Origin of the sequence: Candidatus Pristimantibacillus lignocellulolyticus (assembly GCA_023639215.1) — a bacterium.
GTDB classification, from domain to species: domain Bacteria; phylum Bacillota; class Bacilli; order Paenibacillales; family Paenibacillaceae; genus Pristimantibacillus; species Pristimantibacillus lignocellulolyticus.
Genome location: CP097899.1, coordinates 4,819,807 through 4,835,980, shown reverse-complemented (window position 1 = coordinate 4,835,980; position 16,174 = coordinate 4,819,807). Strand labels below are relative to the sequence as shown.

General features: G+C 38.0%; 19 protein-coding genes. 16 read left to right on the top strand and 3 right to left on the bottom strand.

Going from position 1 to position 16,174, the window contains the following annotated elements; translation table 11 throughout:
* The first annotated feature begins 107 nt into the window (after positions 1-107).
* From NAG76_21060 to argC, 6 genes are all read left to right on the top strand, one after another.
* Positions 108-1,124 carry a zinc ABC transporter substrate-binding protein gene (locus NAG76_21060; protein ID URN94281.1) on the top strand — a complete coding sequence of 339 codons (1,017 nt, stop codon included), beginning with the start codon at positions 108-110 and terminating at the stop codon, positions 1,122-1,124.
* Positions 1,125-1,305: 181 nt separating this feature from the next.
* Positions 1,306-2,097 carry an ABC transporter ATP-binding protein gene (locus tag NAG76_21055; protein ID URN94280.1) on the top strand — a complete coding sequence of 264 codons (792 nt, stop codon included), beginning with the start codon at positions 1,306-1,308 and terminating at the stop codon, positions 2,095-2,097.
* A 1-nt stretch (position 2,098) separates the two neighbouring features.
* A complete protein-coding gene (locus NAG76_21050; GenBank protein URN94279.1) occupies positions 2,099-2,908 on the top strand; it encodes a metal ABC transporter permease in 810 nt (269 codons plus the stop codon).
* A 22-nt stretch (positions 2,909-2,930) separates the two neighbouring features.
* Positions 2,931-3,644 carry a cytochrome c biogenesis protein CcdA gene (locus tag NAG76_21045; protein ID URN94278.1) on the top strand — a complete coding sequence of 238 codons (714 nt, stop codon included), beginning with the start codon at positions 2,931-2,933 and terminating at the stop codon, positions 3,642-3,644.
* 112 nt (positions 3,645-3,756) lie between these two features.
* A complete protein-coding gene (gene mntR / locus NAG76_21040) occupies positions 3,757-4,182 on the top strand; it encodes a transcriptional regulator MntR (GenBank protein URN94277.1) in 426 nt (141 codons plus the stop codon).
* A 167-nt stretch (positions 4,183-4,349) separates the two neighbouring features.
* A complete protein-coding gene (gene argC / locus NAG76_21035; protein URN94276.1) occupies positions 4,350-5,303 on the top strand; it encodes an N-acetyl-gamma-glutamyl-phosphate reductase in 954 nt (317 codons plus the stop codon).
* A gap of 239 nt (positions 5,304-5,542) precedes the next feature.
* On the opposite strand, the gene NAG76_21030 is transcribed toward argC, so the two are convergent.
* Positions 5,543-5,845 (bottom strand): hypothetical protein, encoded by a 303-nt coding sequence (locus NAG76_21030; GenBank protein URN94275.1) that lies wholly within the window; start codon positions 5,843-5,845, stop codon positions 5,543-5,545.
* Between the two features lie 20 nt (positions 5,846-5,865).
* Positions 5,866-6,846 (bottom strand): DUF1385 domain-containing protein, encoded by a 981-nt coding sequence (locus NAG76_21025; protein URN94274.1) that lies wholly within the window; start codon positions 6,844-6,846, stop codon positions 5,866-5,868.
* Positions 6,847-7,043: 197 nt separating this feature from the next.
* Here NAG76_21025 and NAG76_21020 point away from each other — a divergent pair, with 197 nt between their 5' ends.
* The 5 genes from NAG76_21020 (at position 7,044) to NAG76_21000 (ending at position 11,237) form a co-directional block, all read left to right on the top strand.
* The gene (locus NAG76_21020; protein ID URN94273.1) at positions 7,044-7,538 is read left to right on the top strand and encodes a YqhR family membrane protein; all 495 of its coding nucleotides are present in this window, start codon (positions 7,044-7,046) and stop codon (positions 7,536-7,538) included.
* A gap of 96 nt (positions 7,539-7,634) precedes the next feature.
* Complete coding sequence (gene aroQ, locus NAG76_21015) at positions 7,635-8,081, top strand: type II 3-dehydroquinate dehydratase (GenBank protein URN94272.1); 447 nt, start codon at positions 7,635-7,637, stop codon at positions 8,079-8,081.
* Positions 8,082-8,179: 98 nt separating this feature from the next.
* Positions 8,180-9,250: a Xaa-Pro peptidase family protein gene (locus tag NAG76_21010; GenBank protein URN94271.1), complete on the top strand. Its 1,071-nt coding sequence runs from the start codon at positions 8,180-8,182 to the stop codon at positions 9,248-9,250.
* 30 nt (positions 9,251-9,280) lie between these two features.
* Entirely contained in the window at positions 9,281-9,838 is a 558-nt protein-coding gene (efp, locus tag NAG76_21005) for an elongation factor P (GenBank protein URN94270.1), read from the top strand.
* 145 nt (positions 9,839-9,983) lie between these two features.
* Positions 9,984-11,237 carry an aspartate kinase gene (locus NAG76_21000; protein URN94269.1) on the top strand — a complete coding sequence of 418 codons (1,254 nt, stop codon included), beginning with the start codon at positions 9,984-9,986 and terminating at the stop codon, positions 11,235-11,237.
* 92 nt (positions 11,238-11,329) lie between these two features.
* Here NAG76_21000 and NAG76_20995 read toward each other — a convergent pair whose 3' ends face one another.
* Positions 11,330-12,070 carry a 2-phosphosulfolactate phosphatase gene (locus NAG76_20995; protein URN94268.1) on the bottom strand — a complete coding sequence of 247 codons (741 nt, stop codon included), beginning with the start codon at positions 12,068-12,070 and terminating at the stop codon, positions 11,330-11,332.
* Positions 12,071-12,291: 221 nt separating this feature from the next.
* On the opposite strand from NAG76_20995, the gene spoIIIAA reads away from it, so the two are divergent.
* From spoIIIAA to spoIIIAE, 5 genes are all read left to right on the top strand, one after another.
* Positions 12,292-13,260, top strand: a complete 969-nt coding sequence (gene spoIIIAA / locus NAG76_20990) for a stage III sporulation protein AA (GenBank protein ID URN94267.1) — start codon at positions 12,292-12,294, stop codon at positions 13,258-13,260.
* 482 nt (positions 13,261-13,742) lie between these two features.
* Complete coding sequence (spoIIIAB, locus tag NAG76_20985; GenBank protein ID URN94266.1) at positions 13,743-14,261, top strand: stage III sporulation protein SpoIIIAB; 519 nt, start codon at positions 13,743-13,745, stop codon at positions 14,259-14,261.
* A gap of 12 nt (positions 14,262-14,273) precedes the next feature.
* Positions 14,274-14,477: a stage III sporulation protein AC gene (spoIIIAC, locus tag NAG76_20980; protein ID URN96899.1), complete on the top strand. Its 204-nt coding sequence runs from the start codon at positions 14,274-14,276 to the stop codon at positions 14,475-14,477.
* A 9-nt stretch (positions 14,478-14,486) separates the two neighbouring features.
* Positions 14,487-14,882, top strand: a complete 396-nt coding sequence (spoIIIAD, locus tag NAG76_20975) for a stage III sporulation protein AD (GenBank protein URN94265.1) — start codon at positions 14,487-14,489, stop codon at positions 14,880-14,882.
* A gap of 15 nt (positions 14,883-14,897) precedes the next feature.
* Positions 14,898-16,106, top strand: coding sequence for a stage III sporulation protein AE (gene spoIIIAE / locus NAG76_20970; protein ID URN94264.1), 1,209 nt, complete (start codon positions 14,898-14,900; stop codon positions 16,104-16,106).
* The last annotated feature ends 68 nt before the right edge of the window (positions 16,107-16,174 follow it).

Here is a 16,174-nt window from a genome sequence, read left to right as displayed (position 1 = left end):
CTCTTTATTTTTGGAATGAAACAGTTGACACTACTCTATTGAACTACTATAATGAAAATCGTAATAGTAACGATTACTATTAACAAAACACATTTATAGGAGATTATATGATGTTAAAGAAAATAAACAAGAGTTTTAGTGCACTTATTGTTATTATCGCAATGATCGTTACGATTACGGGTTGTGGTAATGATACGGGATCATCAAATGTTAGTAAAGATCCTTCACATATTCAAGTAGTAACAAGCTTTTATCCTATTTATTACTTAACAAAAGAAATTGGTGGTGAGCAAGTAGATGTTACTAATCTCATCGCAACTGGTGTGGAACCACATGATTGGACACCTAAGAGTAAAGATCTTATTACTGCTTCCAATGCTGATCTATTACTATATCACGGAGCTGGACTTGAAACATGGATTGAAAATTTCAAGCAAGGTTTGGAATCTGATAGTAAAGTTGCTGTAAAAGAAGTTAGTGAAGGAATGACGTTGATCGATACAGCTAATGAGGAATCGGAGCATGAAGAAGACCATGACCATGATCATGCAACGGAAGACGATCACGTTGCTACTGCAGAAGAAGGTCATTCTCATAGCCATACAACTGATCCTCATACATGGGTGTCGCCCAAGTCAGCATTAGTGTTAGCAAGTAACATTAAAGATAGCCTTATTGAAGTTGATGCAGAACATTCAGCACAATACGAAGAAAATTACAATGCGATTGTTGCAAAATTAACAAGTATAGACAAACAATATACTGATGCATTATCTAATCTTACTAAGCGGACTATTGTTGTATCGCATCAATCATTTGGTTATGTAGCACGTGATTACAATTTAGAGCAAATATCTATTATGGGTCTTAGCCCTAATGCAGAGCCTAGAGCACAAGATATTCTTGAAATTGCTAAGACAGTTAAAGCTAATGATGTGAAGTATATCTTCTTCGAAGAGTTAGTATCGGATAATCTAGCTAAAATGCTTGCATCTGAAGCTAAAGTTGATACGATGGTATTATATTCTCTAGAAGGTCTAACGACGAGACAAGAAAAAGCTGGAGAAGATTATTTTAGTTTAATGGAGCTGAACTTGCAAAATTTAGTTCAAGCATTACAATAGTAGTATTGGATTCGCTGCGGAGCTTAATAAGCTCCGTTTTGCTGTCTTGATACTTTCGAAGTAATTTTCATTCAAATGAAGTATAATAGAGAGCTACATGAAAAGTTAGTTTATGCTTCCGAAGCGACTTTTGTAAGCTAGAAGTCACTTTCGAGAAGTAACAAAAGTTTTAGGAGGAAATATGGCTACTCAAATAGATGCTTCTTGCCACCGAGATATTATTACGGTTGATTCGGTATCGTTCTCCTATCAGCAACGTGAAATATTGAAAGATGTAAGTTTTAGTGTGAAAGAACGAGATTTTATAGGTTTGATTGGTACCAATGGAGCGGGAAAAACTACGATGCTTCGAATGATTGTGGGATTGTTGAAACCTAGCTCTGGTGAAGTTAAATTATTTGGACAACCGTTGTCACAATTCAAAGCGTGGGAGAAAATAGGTTATGTACCACAAAAAAATTCATTGAACCCACTGTTTCCTGCTACCGTTAGAGAAGTAGTTATCTCAGGCTTAGTTGGGAAGCGCAAATGGTTCGGGAGAAATTCGAAAGAAGATTATATTAAATGTGATGATGCACTTATGGCAATGGGCGTAGAAGATTTGGCCGATAAGAAAATTGGGCAATTATCTGGCGGACAACAGCAACGAGTGTTTCTAGCGCGTGCACTTATTAATAATCCTTCGTTACTCATTCTTGATGAACCAACAGTAGGTATAGATGCAGAGACTCAAGCTAGTTTCTTCCATATGATCAAACATATGCATCAGCATCATAATATGACCTTCTTAATGGTCTCTCATGATATGGACATGATCAAAGGTTATTTAGGAGATAAGCCTGCTGCAAGCTCTGGGAAATTGAACTTCTATATTCGTCATTCTCATGAAACTCAAGACTGTGTCGAGCAAAACTTAGCCCATAGTTTGCGATCATTGCGTACTCAATTGGAAAGTAAGAAAGAAGGAATATAGATTGGATATTTTGATGAGTGGATTTTTCCAACGTGCACTAATCGGAGGAATTCTAATCGGCATTACTGCTCCGTTAATGGGAATATTTTTAGTGTTACGTCGTTTATCGATGATTGGTGATACATTATCTCATGCGGCTATTGCCGGGGTAGCTTTAGGATTCGTTGTTGGAAAATATCCAATATTATATGGATTAATTTTTGCGTTACTAGCTTCATTTGCTATTGAAAAACTGCGGAAGTCATACAAATCATATGCTGAATTATCGCTAGCCATTATTATGTCAGGCGGAATCGCATTAGCTTCGATCTTCTTTACTTTAGGTCGTGATTTGAATATGGACCCAAATAGTTTTTTATTTGGATTCATTTATACTTTAAATTCAACTGACTTATGGTTGATCTTTGGTGTAACAGTTGTGGTGCTATTTATTATTGGTAAGCATATGCATGGATTATTTCTACTTACTTTTGATGAGGAAGCTGCTTCGGTAAGTGGTGTTCCTGTAAGTTTCTATAATATACTTATTAGTGTAATGACTGCTTTAGTTATAAGTGTTTCTATCAAAATCGTTGGGGGATTACTTGTATCAGCATTATTAACAATTCCTGCCGCATGTAGTTTACTACTTGCTCGAAGCTTCCGACAAAGTATATTTATCGTTGTATTAATCGGTGAATTGGCAGTAATTATTGGTTTATTAGTTGCAGGTATATGGAATCTGGCAGCGGGTGGTACAATTGTACTTGTCTTGATTGCGTTCTTACTAATTATTTTGCTAGGAAAAAATTTATTGCTCAGAACCAGATAATAAACTGATGAGGTGACTGGAATTGAATGAAATTTCGATTTGGTTAGCGTTTGGTATAGGGTTTATATCATTTATTTCGCCGTGTTGCTTGCCACTTTATCCATCCTATCTATCCTACATAACGGGTATTTCAGTAGCTGAACTGAAAGAGAATGAGCTAGGATCAAAGAAGAGATGGCTAATGATGAGTCACACACTCTTTTTTGTGCTTGGTTTCAGTACGGTGTATTACACATTAGGATATAGTACCAATGTATTTAGTGAATTTTTCAGTGAATATGAACAAGTCATTCGCCAAGTTTCTGCAGTTTTAATTATTATTATGGGTTTATTTCTAGTTGGTATTTTCCAACCGCAATTATTAATGAAAGACAAGCGTATGAATCTCATACCAAAGAAAACTGGATATGTTAGCTCTTTTGTTTTTGGAATAGGGTTTTCTGCGGGATGGACACCTTGTATTGGGCCGGCATTAGCTTCTATTCTTTCGATGGCAGCAGCTGAGCCAGGGACATGGTTTAAGTTGACTACAGCATACTCTCTAGGTTTTGCGATACCATTCTTCGTACTAGCATTCTTCTTAGGATCTGCTAAATGGATATTGAAATATTCAAGTTTGGTAATGAAAATCGGTGGCGCTGTAATGATCTTAATGGGGATTCTATTATTTACTGATCAGATGACAAAGATTACAATATGGCTTAATATGATTACACCAGACTGGCTGAAGTTCTAGTCTAGATGAAGTAATCTACAAAAGCTTGCACGGTTCCTATGAAAAAGTGTATCATAATACGAGTGACACCAAAGGCTAGACTGGTGATGAAGTAATGTTAGGGGGTTCTTCAATGCCGACTCCGAGCATGGAAGACTACTTGGAAAGAATTTATAAGCTTATGGAAGAAAAGGGATATGCGAGGGTCTCAGATATTGCTGAAGGCTTATCAGTACATCCATCTTCTGTAACAAAAATGATTCAAAAGCTAGATAAAGATAATTATTTGATCTATGAGAAATATCGTGGATTGATCCTTACTCCTAAGGGTAAAAAAATGGGGAAACGATTGATGGAACGTCATCAACTGCTTGAGACATTTTTAACGACGATAGGTGTGCAAGCTGAAAATATATATGCTGATGTTGAGGGTATTGAGCATCATTTGAGTTCGGATTCAATTACTTGCATCGAGACTCTAGTAGAATATTTCCGCAGAGACCCTGCTCGTATGGAGCAATTTCAACAATTTAGAACTGAATTAGATAACGAAGAATAAGTAAACAATTGAAGAGGCTGTCCAAAAAGTCATGGGTCAATGATTTTTTGGACAGCCTCTTTTTAGTGTTACTAAAAATCACTCCTTCAAATAATATTTGATCAAAGTAAAATAAAGTTGTATAGTTATTCACATTATTGTATAAATATACTAAATGGAGTGATTTTATGAAATATAAGGTTTTCGTAGACGGACAAGAAGGTACAACCGGTTTGAAGATCTTTGAGTATCTGTCAAATCGATCGGACATTGAAATTCTTAGGATAGACCCCGACAAAAGAAAAAATGCTAAAGTACGAAGTGAATTTCTTAATGCAGCAGATATCGTTTTTATCTGTTTACCTGATTCAGCGGCTATAGAATCTGTTGAGCTTGTGAAAAATGAAAACACAAAAATCATTAATACTAGTACTGCCTTCAGAACTGATCATAATTGGGTATATGGTTTGCCTGAGTTGAAAGGTCAAAGAGATTTGATAAAGACTGCATCGAGAGTCTCAGTCCCAGGTTGCCATGCAACTGGCTTTATTCTAACCATTAAACCGCTAATCGAAGTTGGTATTCTACAAGAAGAGTACCCTGTTACGTGTTTCTCGGTGACAGGGTACTCCGGAGCTGGTAGAAGCGGAATAGTAGAATATGAGAATGCGGCATTAGTAGCTGCAAGAAAACTGAACGTTCCAAGACATTATTCATTACAACATCAACATAAACACATTCCAGAGATGTTATTGTATTCAGGGCTTTTACACGAACCATTATTCACACCTATTAAAGCTAACTATGCACAAGGACTAGCAATGTCAGTGCCTTTAATTAGTAGGATTCTACCTAGAAACTCTAATGCAAAAAATGTGCATGAAGTATTATCAGCCTATTATGAAACAGAACGTTTTGTTCATGTAATGCCGTATGATTCAGAAGAATACCTTGATGAAGGAGACTTCATGATATCAGAATGCAATAATAAGAACCGTCTTGAAATTTTTGTTTTTGGACAAAAAGATAAAGTAAATATTATCTCAAGATATGATAATCTAGGTAAAGGCGCCTCAGGTGCTGCTGTACAAAATATGAATCTCATGCTCGGATTGGATGAAGGAATTGGCTTGAAGATTTGAAACAGAAACTGTATTGAATGGCTAGATAATAAAAAACTTTTGGGTGTATTCGGAAGTCTATTCGTTTAGCAGCAATTGAATTATTTCTATCATTTATATAGAGGCTATGAAAGTTTCCTTGAAGGCAATTCGTAAAATTGCTTGATATGGCATTAAAGATTACATAAGTAAAGGGCATGAGTTCGGCTTAAGCCGAACTCATGCCCTATTTCGTAACAAACATTCGCTAGTGTGATACATTAGTGATAACGAGGTGTATCGTTATCATCTCTACCACCCTCAATAACTTTGAAAGGAACAGTTTTTGAACGCGGGCGATCTTTTTTCGGTTTACTTTGCTTAGTTGTAGATGTACTACTCCGATAATAAGTCGCTTTTTTTTCATTGCGATTGAAAGACGGAGGACGTTTAATCAAGTAAAAGACTACTCCGAAAATGACTAATGGAATGATAATCATGATAGGATCTCGAGAGATCGTTACACCGATACCAAGTACTACTAAAGCAAATATAAGGTAACTTAACCAATGACGGAACTTCATTCAATGATGCTCCTTTCACTTTATTTAGTAAGTGTAGCTCCTTGAGAAATTTTGTTGTCTATCTCTAGCATACGATTAAAAGATGCAATTGATACTTCAACTTGATCATCTTTTGGTTCTTTTGTTGTTAAAAGTTGTAACCATAGTCCAGGATACCCTAGGAAACGCAATACAGGTATTTCACGAACAGAATTGGTTAAGCGAAGTACTTCATATGAAATACCAAGCACAACTGGTAGTAATGCAAGACGAATCCAAATTCTTTCCCAAATACTATCCCATACAAACATAGGCATAGAGTATATGATGACACCGACGATTACTGTGAAAATAATGAAGCTAGAACCACAACGATAATGTAATCGTGTATACTTCTGTACATTCTCCACAGTGAGAGGGACACCAGCTTCATAGGCAGTAATAACTTTATGTTCCGCACCGTGATATTGGAAAAGACGCTTAATCATAGGTGTCAATGATAGGAAATATAAGTACGCTAATAATAAGATGATTTTAATAAGTCCTTCTAAAACAGTATGCCCGACTTTACTTTCAAACATATTTTGAAAAATCAGTTCTTCTAATAGAGCAGGAACAGCTGTAAAGATCAGCTTACCAAAAACAAAAGATAGCACGCCTATTGCAGCAACACTAAGTACCATACCTAGACTAAATTTTCCTTCGCTTTTGGCTGCTTTAGCTCTTTCTTTCTCTTTTTCTTCTTCTGTCATTTCGTCCATTTGATCTTCTGCATATGCATCCGCAGAATAATTTAGATGTTGAGACCCTTTTGCACTAGATTCAACGATACCAACGACTCCGCGAACAAATGGGACTTTTTTAAGTTTTTGAACCCAACTTGTATACGTTCTAGGAACCTCTAAATATTCTATTTCTTTATTTTTTCGACGAACGGCAGTTACGTTTACATGTTTACCTTGAAACATTACACCTTCAATGACGGCTTGTCCGCCATAAATACCACGAGATTTGTCTGACAAGAAAAAGTCTCCTTTCTATGCTACGATCTATTGTTCTATTGTACTTGATTTTATATGAGATTGCCAACGACTTGGTCACAACTACTAGCGACCTAGTCATGAAAACAAACGTTATATGTTGCAACTAACTTTGTTAGGCGATTAAGAATAGTTGGAATTATCCATACTAGAACAATAAACTCAAGGAGGTTAGTTCGATGAACTCAATATTTCAAAATTTCAAAAGAACAGGTGTTACAAAACCGCTAGCTTATGCTATATACATTGGTTTTTTTGCAGGTCTATTTTGGAGTTGTATACGAATGATAAGTTATTATTGTAACTTTACGAGTGAACCCGTATCGTTTCTCATACGTAATTGGTTGAGTAATGAGCAAATGACAAGCGGCTTCGGTCAGACGCTAGGAACTCTCTCTTTTACCGCTTTTTCAATAGTAGCAAGCGTCTTATATATGTGGTTTTTTCGCAATTTGAAAGGAGCTTGGCCAGGTTTATGGTACGGACTAGGATGGTGGGGAATTCTGTTTGGTCTTGGACCTTTATTTGGATTTACACAGATTCAAACTGGAGTTGGATTTACGTTAGCAGTAACAGATTTATGCCTATTTGTAGTATGGGGATTATTCATCGGATACTCTATTGCGTTCGAATTCACGGATGAAGCATCACGTGAGCCTGCAAACGCGTCCTAACTAACGAACTTTGACTTCTCAAAACGCCCGTTTTTGTGGTAAAATGTCAAAGGCTCATTGTATGAGCTATTGAAGGCAATTTGGGAGGCGCATATTGTGCATCGTATTGACGTGTTAAATGGACCAAATCTGAATATGCTAGGTATTCGTGAACCTGGTATATACGGAGATGTATCTCTTGCGGCAATTGAGCAAATGATTACGGAAAAAGCTTCACAACTGGGGGTTCAAGTTAGTTTCTTTCAAAGTAACCATGAAGGTGCGATGATTGATCGAATTCATGCCGCTTATGGTAATGTAGATGGAATTATTATTAACCCTGGTGCATGGACACACTATAGTTATGCTATTCGTGATGCACTTAGTACGATTTCTCTCCCTGTTGTAGAAGTCCATATTTCGAATATACATAAGAGAGAAGCTTTCAGACATCATTCTGTAATCGCACCGATTGCAGTAGGACAAATCGCAGGCTTTGGCCCAATTGGTTACACATTGGGATTAGAGGCTCTAGTGACACAATTATCTCAGACTAAAGGTTGAATAAATAATTTTTCGAATGACTACGAAGTATTACATCGTGATCACAAACGAAAGTTTTGAGCCGCCTTTACTATGTATGTTGAAAGAAGGTATAAACCATGACAAACCCAAGAACAGAACAACTTCACTCTCTATTAGAGGCGAAGCAATTAGAAGCAATCATCATTGATAGCCCAATAAACAGAAGATATCTTAGCGGTTTTACAGGCTCAGCAGGTACATTATTATTGACGACATCTGCGTCATACTTATTAACGGACTTTCGTTATCGTACACAAGCTGCAGAGCAGGCAAAAGGCTATCAGGTACTTGAGTATATGTCACAACCAATGGTTGAAATTAAAACATTGCTTCAAAAACTTGGTATAAACAAAGTAGGATTTGAACAAGATCATATTTCATTTGCTCAATATAAACAATGGGAAAATGAGCTTGCAGGTATTGAACTTAGTCCAACCGCAGGTCTTGTTGAACAAATTCGTATGATTAAAGATCAAGCAGAACTTCAAATTATTCAAGAAGCAGCTGATCTTGCTGATCGTACCTTTGCTCATATATTGAATTACATTAAGCCAGGTGTTAGGGAATTAGATATCGCTCTAGAAATGGAAATGTTTATGCGTTCAAATGGCGCAACAAGTTCATCTTTTGAGACGATCGTAGCCTCTGGTGAACGTTCTGCGTTGCCACATGGTATTGCCAGCGAGCGAATTATCGGCAATAATGAATTTGTTAAATTAGATTTTGGTGCCTACTATAAAGGATACTGCTCAGATATAACTAGGACAGTTGTTGTAGGAAAGCCGACTGAAAAACATCTTGAAATTTATAACATCGTTCTTGAAGCACAAATGAACGCCTTAGCTAACATTAAACCGGGTGTGACAGGTGTACAAGGGGATGCATTTGCTCGAGATGTGATTACTAATTACGGATATGGTGAGCTGTTTGGACATGGTACGGGGCACGGCATCGGGATGGAAATTCACGAAGCACCTAGACTATCTCGCTTCAGCGATACAATATTAACACCTGGAATGACAGTTACAGTTGAACCTGGTATTTACATCCCTGGTTTTGGTGGTGTAAGAATCGAAGATGATATTGTAATTACTCAAACAGGCATTCAAATACTAACCAAGTCACCAAAAGAACTAATACTTGTGTGATCAGAAACTTATCTCAGGAGGGAATCATTCATGATTTCAGTAAACGATTTTAAGACAGGCTTAACAGTTGAAGTAGAAGGCGATATTTTCACAGTAGTAGAATTCCAACACGTTAAACCTGGTAAAGGCGCAGCGTTTGTACGTTCGAAAATGAAAAATCTTCGTAATGGTAATACAGTTGAAAGAACTTTCCGTGCAGGTGAAACAATCGGTCGTGCGATTATTGAAAACCGCGAAGTTCAATACTTATACGGTGCTGCTGGAGAGTATTCCTTCATGGATAATGAAACATATGATCAGTTCACATTAAGTGAATCTCAACTAGAGTGGGAATTGAATTTCTTAAAAGAAAACATGAATGTTAATATTACAAGCTACCAAGGTGAAATTCTTGGTATTCAACTTCCAAACAGTGTTGATTTGAAAGTTATTGAAACAGAACCAGGCGTTAAAGGTAACACTGCTCAAGGTGCTACTAAAAATGCTAAAGTTGAAACTGGACATAACGTTCAAGTGCCATTGTTTATTAACGAAGGTGATGTGCTTCTAATTGATACTCGCGAAGGTAAATACATCTCTCGCGCATAATTAGTAATAAACGGCTGCTTGAAATATTCAAGCAGCTTTTTTCATATTAATGTATTCATAAAATGCAATGGGTGATATAATATATAACCGTATGCATATATAAGTAAGGATTAATTACCTATGTCAAGGTTGGGAGTGAGCAGCTTTGTCTTTGATCGTGATGAAGTTTGGTGGTAGTTCCGTGGGAACGCCCGAGAGAATGCAACGTGTTGCACAACGAATCATTGAAAGACAACAAGAAGGAAACGATATTGTAGTTGTTGTTTCAGCTATGGGTGATACAACAGACGATTTGATCGAACAATCAAAATTGTTAAATTCAAATCCATCTGCAAGAGAAATGGATATGTTACTTACAGTAGGAGAACAAATTTCTATCGCACTTCTGTCGATGACGATTGAAGCTTCTGGCGGTAAAGCTAAGTCCTTTACTGGATGGCAAGTTGGTATGAAAACTGATTCCGTACATGGAAAAGCAAAAATTGTCGACATTCAACCTCAACGTTTACAAGAAGCGTTGAAACTAGGTTATGTTGCCGTTGTTGCTGGGTTCCAAGGTGCAAGTGAAGCAGGAGAAATTACGACACTTGGTCGTGGTGGTTCTGATACAACCGCAGTGGCACTTGCAGCGGCAATTAACGCTGATATTTGTGAAATATACACTGATGTTGATGGTGTCTATACAACAGATCCGCGCGTCGTGAAAAATGCTCGTAAGCTTGATGAAATTTCATATGATGAAATGCTTGAGCTTGCACATCTAGGTGCAGCAGTACTACATCCTAGAGCAGTTGAATATGCGAAGCATAATAATGTACAGTTAGTCGTTCGTTCAAGCTTTACTAAGAATGAAGGCACAAGTGTGAAGGAGGAAGCGATTATGGAACAAGGCGTAGTTGTTCGCGGTATTGCCTTTGATAAAAATGTAGCAAGAATTACAATCAATGGCGTGGAAGATGTTCCAGGTGTATTAGCGAATGTGTTTGGTGCACTTGCAGATAATGGTATTGATGTTGATATTATCGTTCAAAGTGGAACTCAAAATGGTAAGGCTGATTTTGCCTTTACTCTTGCTAGTGGCGATAAAGATAAAGCAATTTCAGTTATCGAAGGTATCAAAAATATAGTTCCATATCGTGAGACAATTTCAGAAGACAATCTTGTAAAAGTATCTATTGTAGGTGCTGGTATGGTGAGTAATCCTGGAGTTGCTGCAAAAATGTTCTCAACTATTTCTTCGCTAGGAGTTAGCATTAATATGGTGAGCACTTCTGAAATTAAATGTTCATGTGTAATTAGTTCTGAGAAACTTAATGAAGTAGTTATTGCTTTGCACACAGCCTATGGCCTAGATGCAACAGAACAAGCCTTCGTAGGTGGACCATCTGAAAGAAGATAAATAGCTATTATATAAATAGGAGTTTCTGTCTCTTACTCGTTAACATAACGAGTTAGGACGGAAACTCCTTTTTTTATAGGTTCACTATGCTTCTAACTGTACGTTGTATTATTAGCATTAACGACAACAACCCCATTAAGATATACGGGCACTATATCGTATACATCAAGCCGCGCACAATCTTCAATATCAGATGTCATATCAAGTTCTTGTAAACGATTCCCAGATAAGCCCTGGCTAATAACGTGTGAAATGTCATTTTTATTATGTTCATATAAAGCAAGCATAGCTTTACCAAAATCATCTATTTGTAGATGATTTTCACTGTTTTTACTATGAGCGACTAAGTGGGACAATATATAGCCTGCACATAATCCATCCTCTACTGTAAATTGGTCGTGACTACCCGCACATAGAATGACAACGTCATTATTACTATATAGCGCTGCATTAGCACATGCTTTTGCATTGTTTAGACTGGCGATATATATGTTTGATGCCCTCTTAGAACGATGAATGGCTCTCGTTCCATTCGTAGTTGTAAGAATGACTCTACGATCTTGCAACTGTGAGCTACGATATTCTATCGGTGAATTCCCATAATGAAATCCTGATATTCGTTTGCAAAATCTTTCCCCACCAAGGATGTCGTATTCTCGATATATTTGTTTTGCATCCATAACTGTCTCTACTGGAATGACACAAGTTGCACCTGAAGCTAAAGCACTCACAATGGAACTAGATGATCTAAAAACATCGATAACTATTGCAGTTTTTCCAATAAATTTCCCCTGATGTGCTTCACTCGCATTGGAAATAACTTGTACTCGCATAGACAATCCTTCTTTCTATCGCTCTGCTATATAGTGATATCCTATGCATGAATTATTAGGCAGGTGTCAATCTGAATTTAACCTGAATCGTAAATTGTAAGTTAGTAATTATCATTCTCTCTAGCAAGCTATTAAAACGTATGAAATAAATAGGGATATTTTTGAAAAGACAAGCATAGACTTGTATCGTCAAGAGCAATTTGTAGGGAGTGACCATTACGATGTTAGCAGATATTGTTCAACTACTTCCAATTGAAATAAAAAAGATACTTGAGAAGTTACCGGCAGACATGAAGAACAGCATCGAAGAAATAAGAATTCGTGAACACAGACCATTAGAAATTACGCTTCAAGGGAACTTCTACTATGTAACAGAAGCGGGTCAACATGAGAAAGATTCAAGATTAGCCTATCATCCTACTACAGAGCAATGCCGTAAATTGCTTGAGAAAATAACGAACTATTCTCTGTATACGATGGAGGAAGAATTACGACGTGGCTATATTACAGTTGCAGGCGGGCATCGTATTGGTATTGTTGGTCGAACGATATTGGATGGAGGCTTAGTAAGAGGGATCCGCGATATTGGTGGCTTCAATATAAGGATTGCGCGAGAAGTGATAGGAGCATCCAAACAATTATTGCCCAAGCTATTTTCACACATGCGAGGCGGTCTTCAATCCGTACTAATTATATCTCCTCCACAACAAGGCAAGACAACGATATTACGAGATATAGCTCGATCATTAAGTTATGGTGATGGGCATAGACGATTACCAATGAAGATCGGAATTGTAGATGAACGCTCAGAAATAGCAGCTTGTGTTAGAGGGATTCCTACATTCGATGTAGGGCCTCGAACAGATGTCATGGATGCGTGTCCTAAGGCAGAAGGAATGATGATGATGCTCAGGTCGATGTCGCCTGAAGTGATCATAGTAGATGAGATTGGACGAGTAGAAGATGCGGTATCCATTCGAGAGGCAGCTCATTCTGGAGTGAAAGTGATAGCTACGGCACATGCTTACGATGTGTTAGAAGTACTTGGGCGACATGAGATTATGAGACTAATCGACGAAAAAGTATTTGCTAACATAATCGAACTGCGGCGCAGTGAAAAAGGCTTTATGCATCGTATAGTGCCGGTGGAGAAGGCGAGAGAGGAACTAGCTAAAGACTTCGTCCTATAGAGGTAGTTCAAAAAGCGGACTTTGATAACGATGAGAATGCTACGTAGCATATTCGACATCGAATATGAAGCGAACTTGGGAAGTCCGGGCCGCGTGTACCAATAACGTACACTTGCGCTTCCTCCTCCCTCAAGTAGCGCTCCATCTTCTTGGTTCTGAAAGCCCGCTTTTTGAACCATTATTGGAAGAGGTAGTTCAAAAAGCGGACTTTGATAACGATGATTGGCTAAAGTAGCGTAATCGGCATCGAATATGAAGCGAACTTGGGAAGTCCGGGCCGCGTGTACCAATAACGTACACTTGCGCTTCCTCCTACCTAAAGTAACGCTCCATCTTCTCGGTTCTAAAAGCCCGCTTTTTGAACCTTTATTGAATGAGGTAGTTCAAAAAGCGGGCTTTGATAACGATGATTGGCTAAAGTAGCGTAATCGGCATCGAATATGAAGCGAACTTGCACACTGAAAATGAAAGGTGGGTGGATAATGATTAAGCTGCTAGGTGCTTTACTAATTCTGTTCTCTGGAACAGCAGTTGGTTTTTTGCAAGCAGCAAAGTATGTAGATCGAGCAAAAGAATTGCGTATTCTCATACATGCGTTGCAACGCCTTGAAACTGAAATCAATTATGGACGAACGCCTTTACCAGTAGCTTGTCTCGTAACCGCAGAAGCAACTGAACCACCAATACGTGAACTTTTCCAAACTACCGCAGATTTGCTGCAAGGGGAACAAGAACTTTCGCTCAATGAAGCGTGGTGTAAGGCTGTAGAACAATGTTGGTCCACTACATCAATGAAAATCAGGGAGAAAGAAGTTTTACTTAGAATGGGCTCCGTTCTTGGGATGAGTGACTCCGAAGATCAGCAGAAACATCTCCAACTTGCTCAATTACAATTGAAAACCGAAGAAGTAACAGCAAGAGAAGAACAAGACAAATTCGTGAAAATGTGGAGAAGTTTAGGTGCATTAGGAGCTGTTCTAATTGTCATATTGATGGTGTAAGAGGGGTAGATGATAAAGATGGATGTAACAGCAATATTTCAGATTGCAGGTGTCGGCATTGTTATTGCGATTATACATTCTGTATTGAAACAAATGGGGAAAGAAGACATGGCGCATTGGGTAACTGTAATGGGCTTTGTAGTAGGACTATTTATGGTTATCGATCTACTAGGAGAGTTATTTCAAGAAATTAAGGCAATTTTTCTATTTCAGTAGGTGAACGCTGTGGAAATCATTCAAATTGTAGGACTTGGCTTAATCGCAACGATCCTCGTCTTAGTCCTTAAAGATCAGAAGCCATTGTTCGCATTTCTTATTACGTCATTTACAGGTGTGTTCATCTTCTTACTCGTCATTGGAAAAATTGATGCTGTAATTACTGTAATAAATGAACTAGCAACGAAATCCGGCATTCCGGATATTTACTTAAAAACAGTACTTAAAATAATAGGGATCGCTTATATCGCAGAATTTGGAGCCCAAATGGTGAGAGATGCCGGACAAGAAAGCATTGCTTCAAAAATCGAGTTTGCTGGTAAAATATTCATTCTCGTTCTAGCAATACCTATCATTAATGTCATTATCGAAACATTGCTATCGTTACTTCCTATGGGAAGTTGATAGGAGGACAGTTAAATGAGAGTAGTGAGTCGATTACTAACATGGATAATTATGATATTATTGCTTACTTGTTTCTCGCCATTGGCAGAAGCAAGCAGTACACCAAGCGATGAATATTCCTCAGATATGACGTCCAAATGGGTAGAAGAACAGGTCAATTCACTTGATACGAAAACAATTGAGCAATATTGGGAGCAAATGGGTGAAGAATACAGGCAGTATTTTCCGAACAACCAGCTTCCTACCATTAATGAACTTATGTTCTCTGATGAAGGAAATAAATTTGAAGCTAGCACAATAATAAAAGGGTTGTTTGCTTACTTTATTCAGGAAATTATTTATAACAGTAAACTTCTAATAATCATCGTCATGTTAGCGGTATTCAGTATGATGCTAGAAACACTGCAGAACGCATTTGAACGAAACGCAATTAGTAAAGTTGCCTATTCCATCGTTTTCATGGTACTAGTTACAATCGCAATTAATAGTTTCAGTGTAGCTATTGGTTACGCGAAGGAAGCGATTGAAGAGATGATCACGTTCATGCTAGCCATGATCCCACTTCTACTTACATTGTTAGCTTCAATGGGTGGAGTGGTCACAGTATCAGTAATGCATCCACTGATCATTTTTATGATTCATGTCGTTGGCACTTTAATCTATCTAGTTGTGTTTCCATTGCTGTTCTTCTCAGCAGTTTTACATATTGTTAGTGCAATGACAGATCGCTTCAAAGTGACTCATTTAGCCAACATGTTAAGAGGGATTGCAGTTACTCTACTAGGTATACTTTTGACTGTATTTCTTGGCGTCATTTCTGTGCAGGGAGCAACGAGTTCAATTACTGATGGCGTTGCACTTCGAACTGCCAAATTCGTAACGGGCAACTTTGTTCCTGTGGTAGGGAAGATGTTCTCTGATGCTGCTGACACTATTCTATCCGCATCGTTGGTAGCAAAAAACGCAATTGGACTAGCCGGTGTCATTGTGCTACTTATCATTTGCGCTTTCCCTGCAATCAAGATTGTTGCTTTAGCATTGATCTATCACATTGCAGGAGCGATCATGCAGCCATTAGGTGATTCACCTATAGCTGCATGTCTACAAACGATTGGGAAGACGATGCTGTATGTGTTTGCGGCACTAGCGGCGGTAAGTCTAATGTTCTTCCTTGCAATCACGATCATCATTACAGCGGGGAACGCCACCGTCATGGTGCGGTGAAGAGGCTTTAACATCGTAATCACAGGTGAACAGATTGAACTACCATTCAATATAGGTTCAAAATGTTC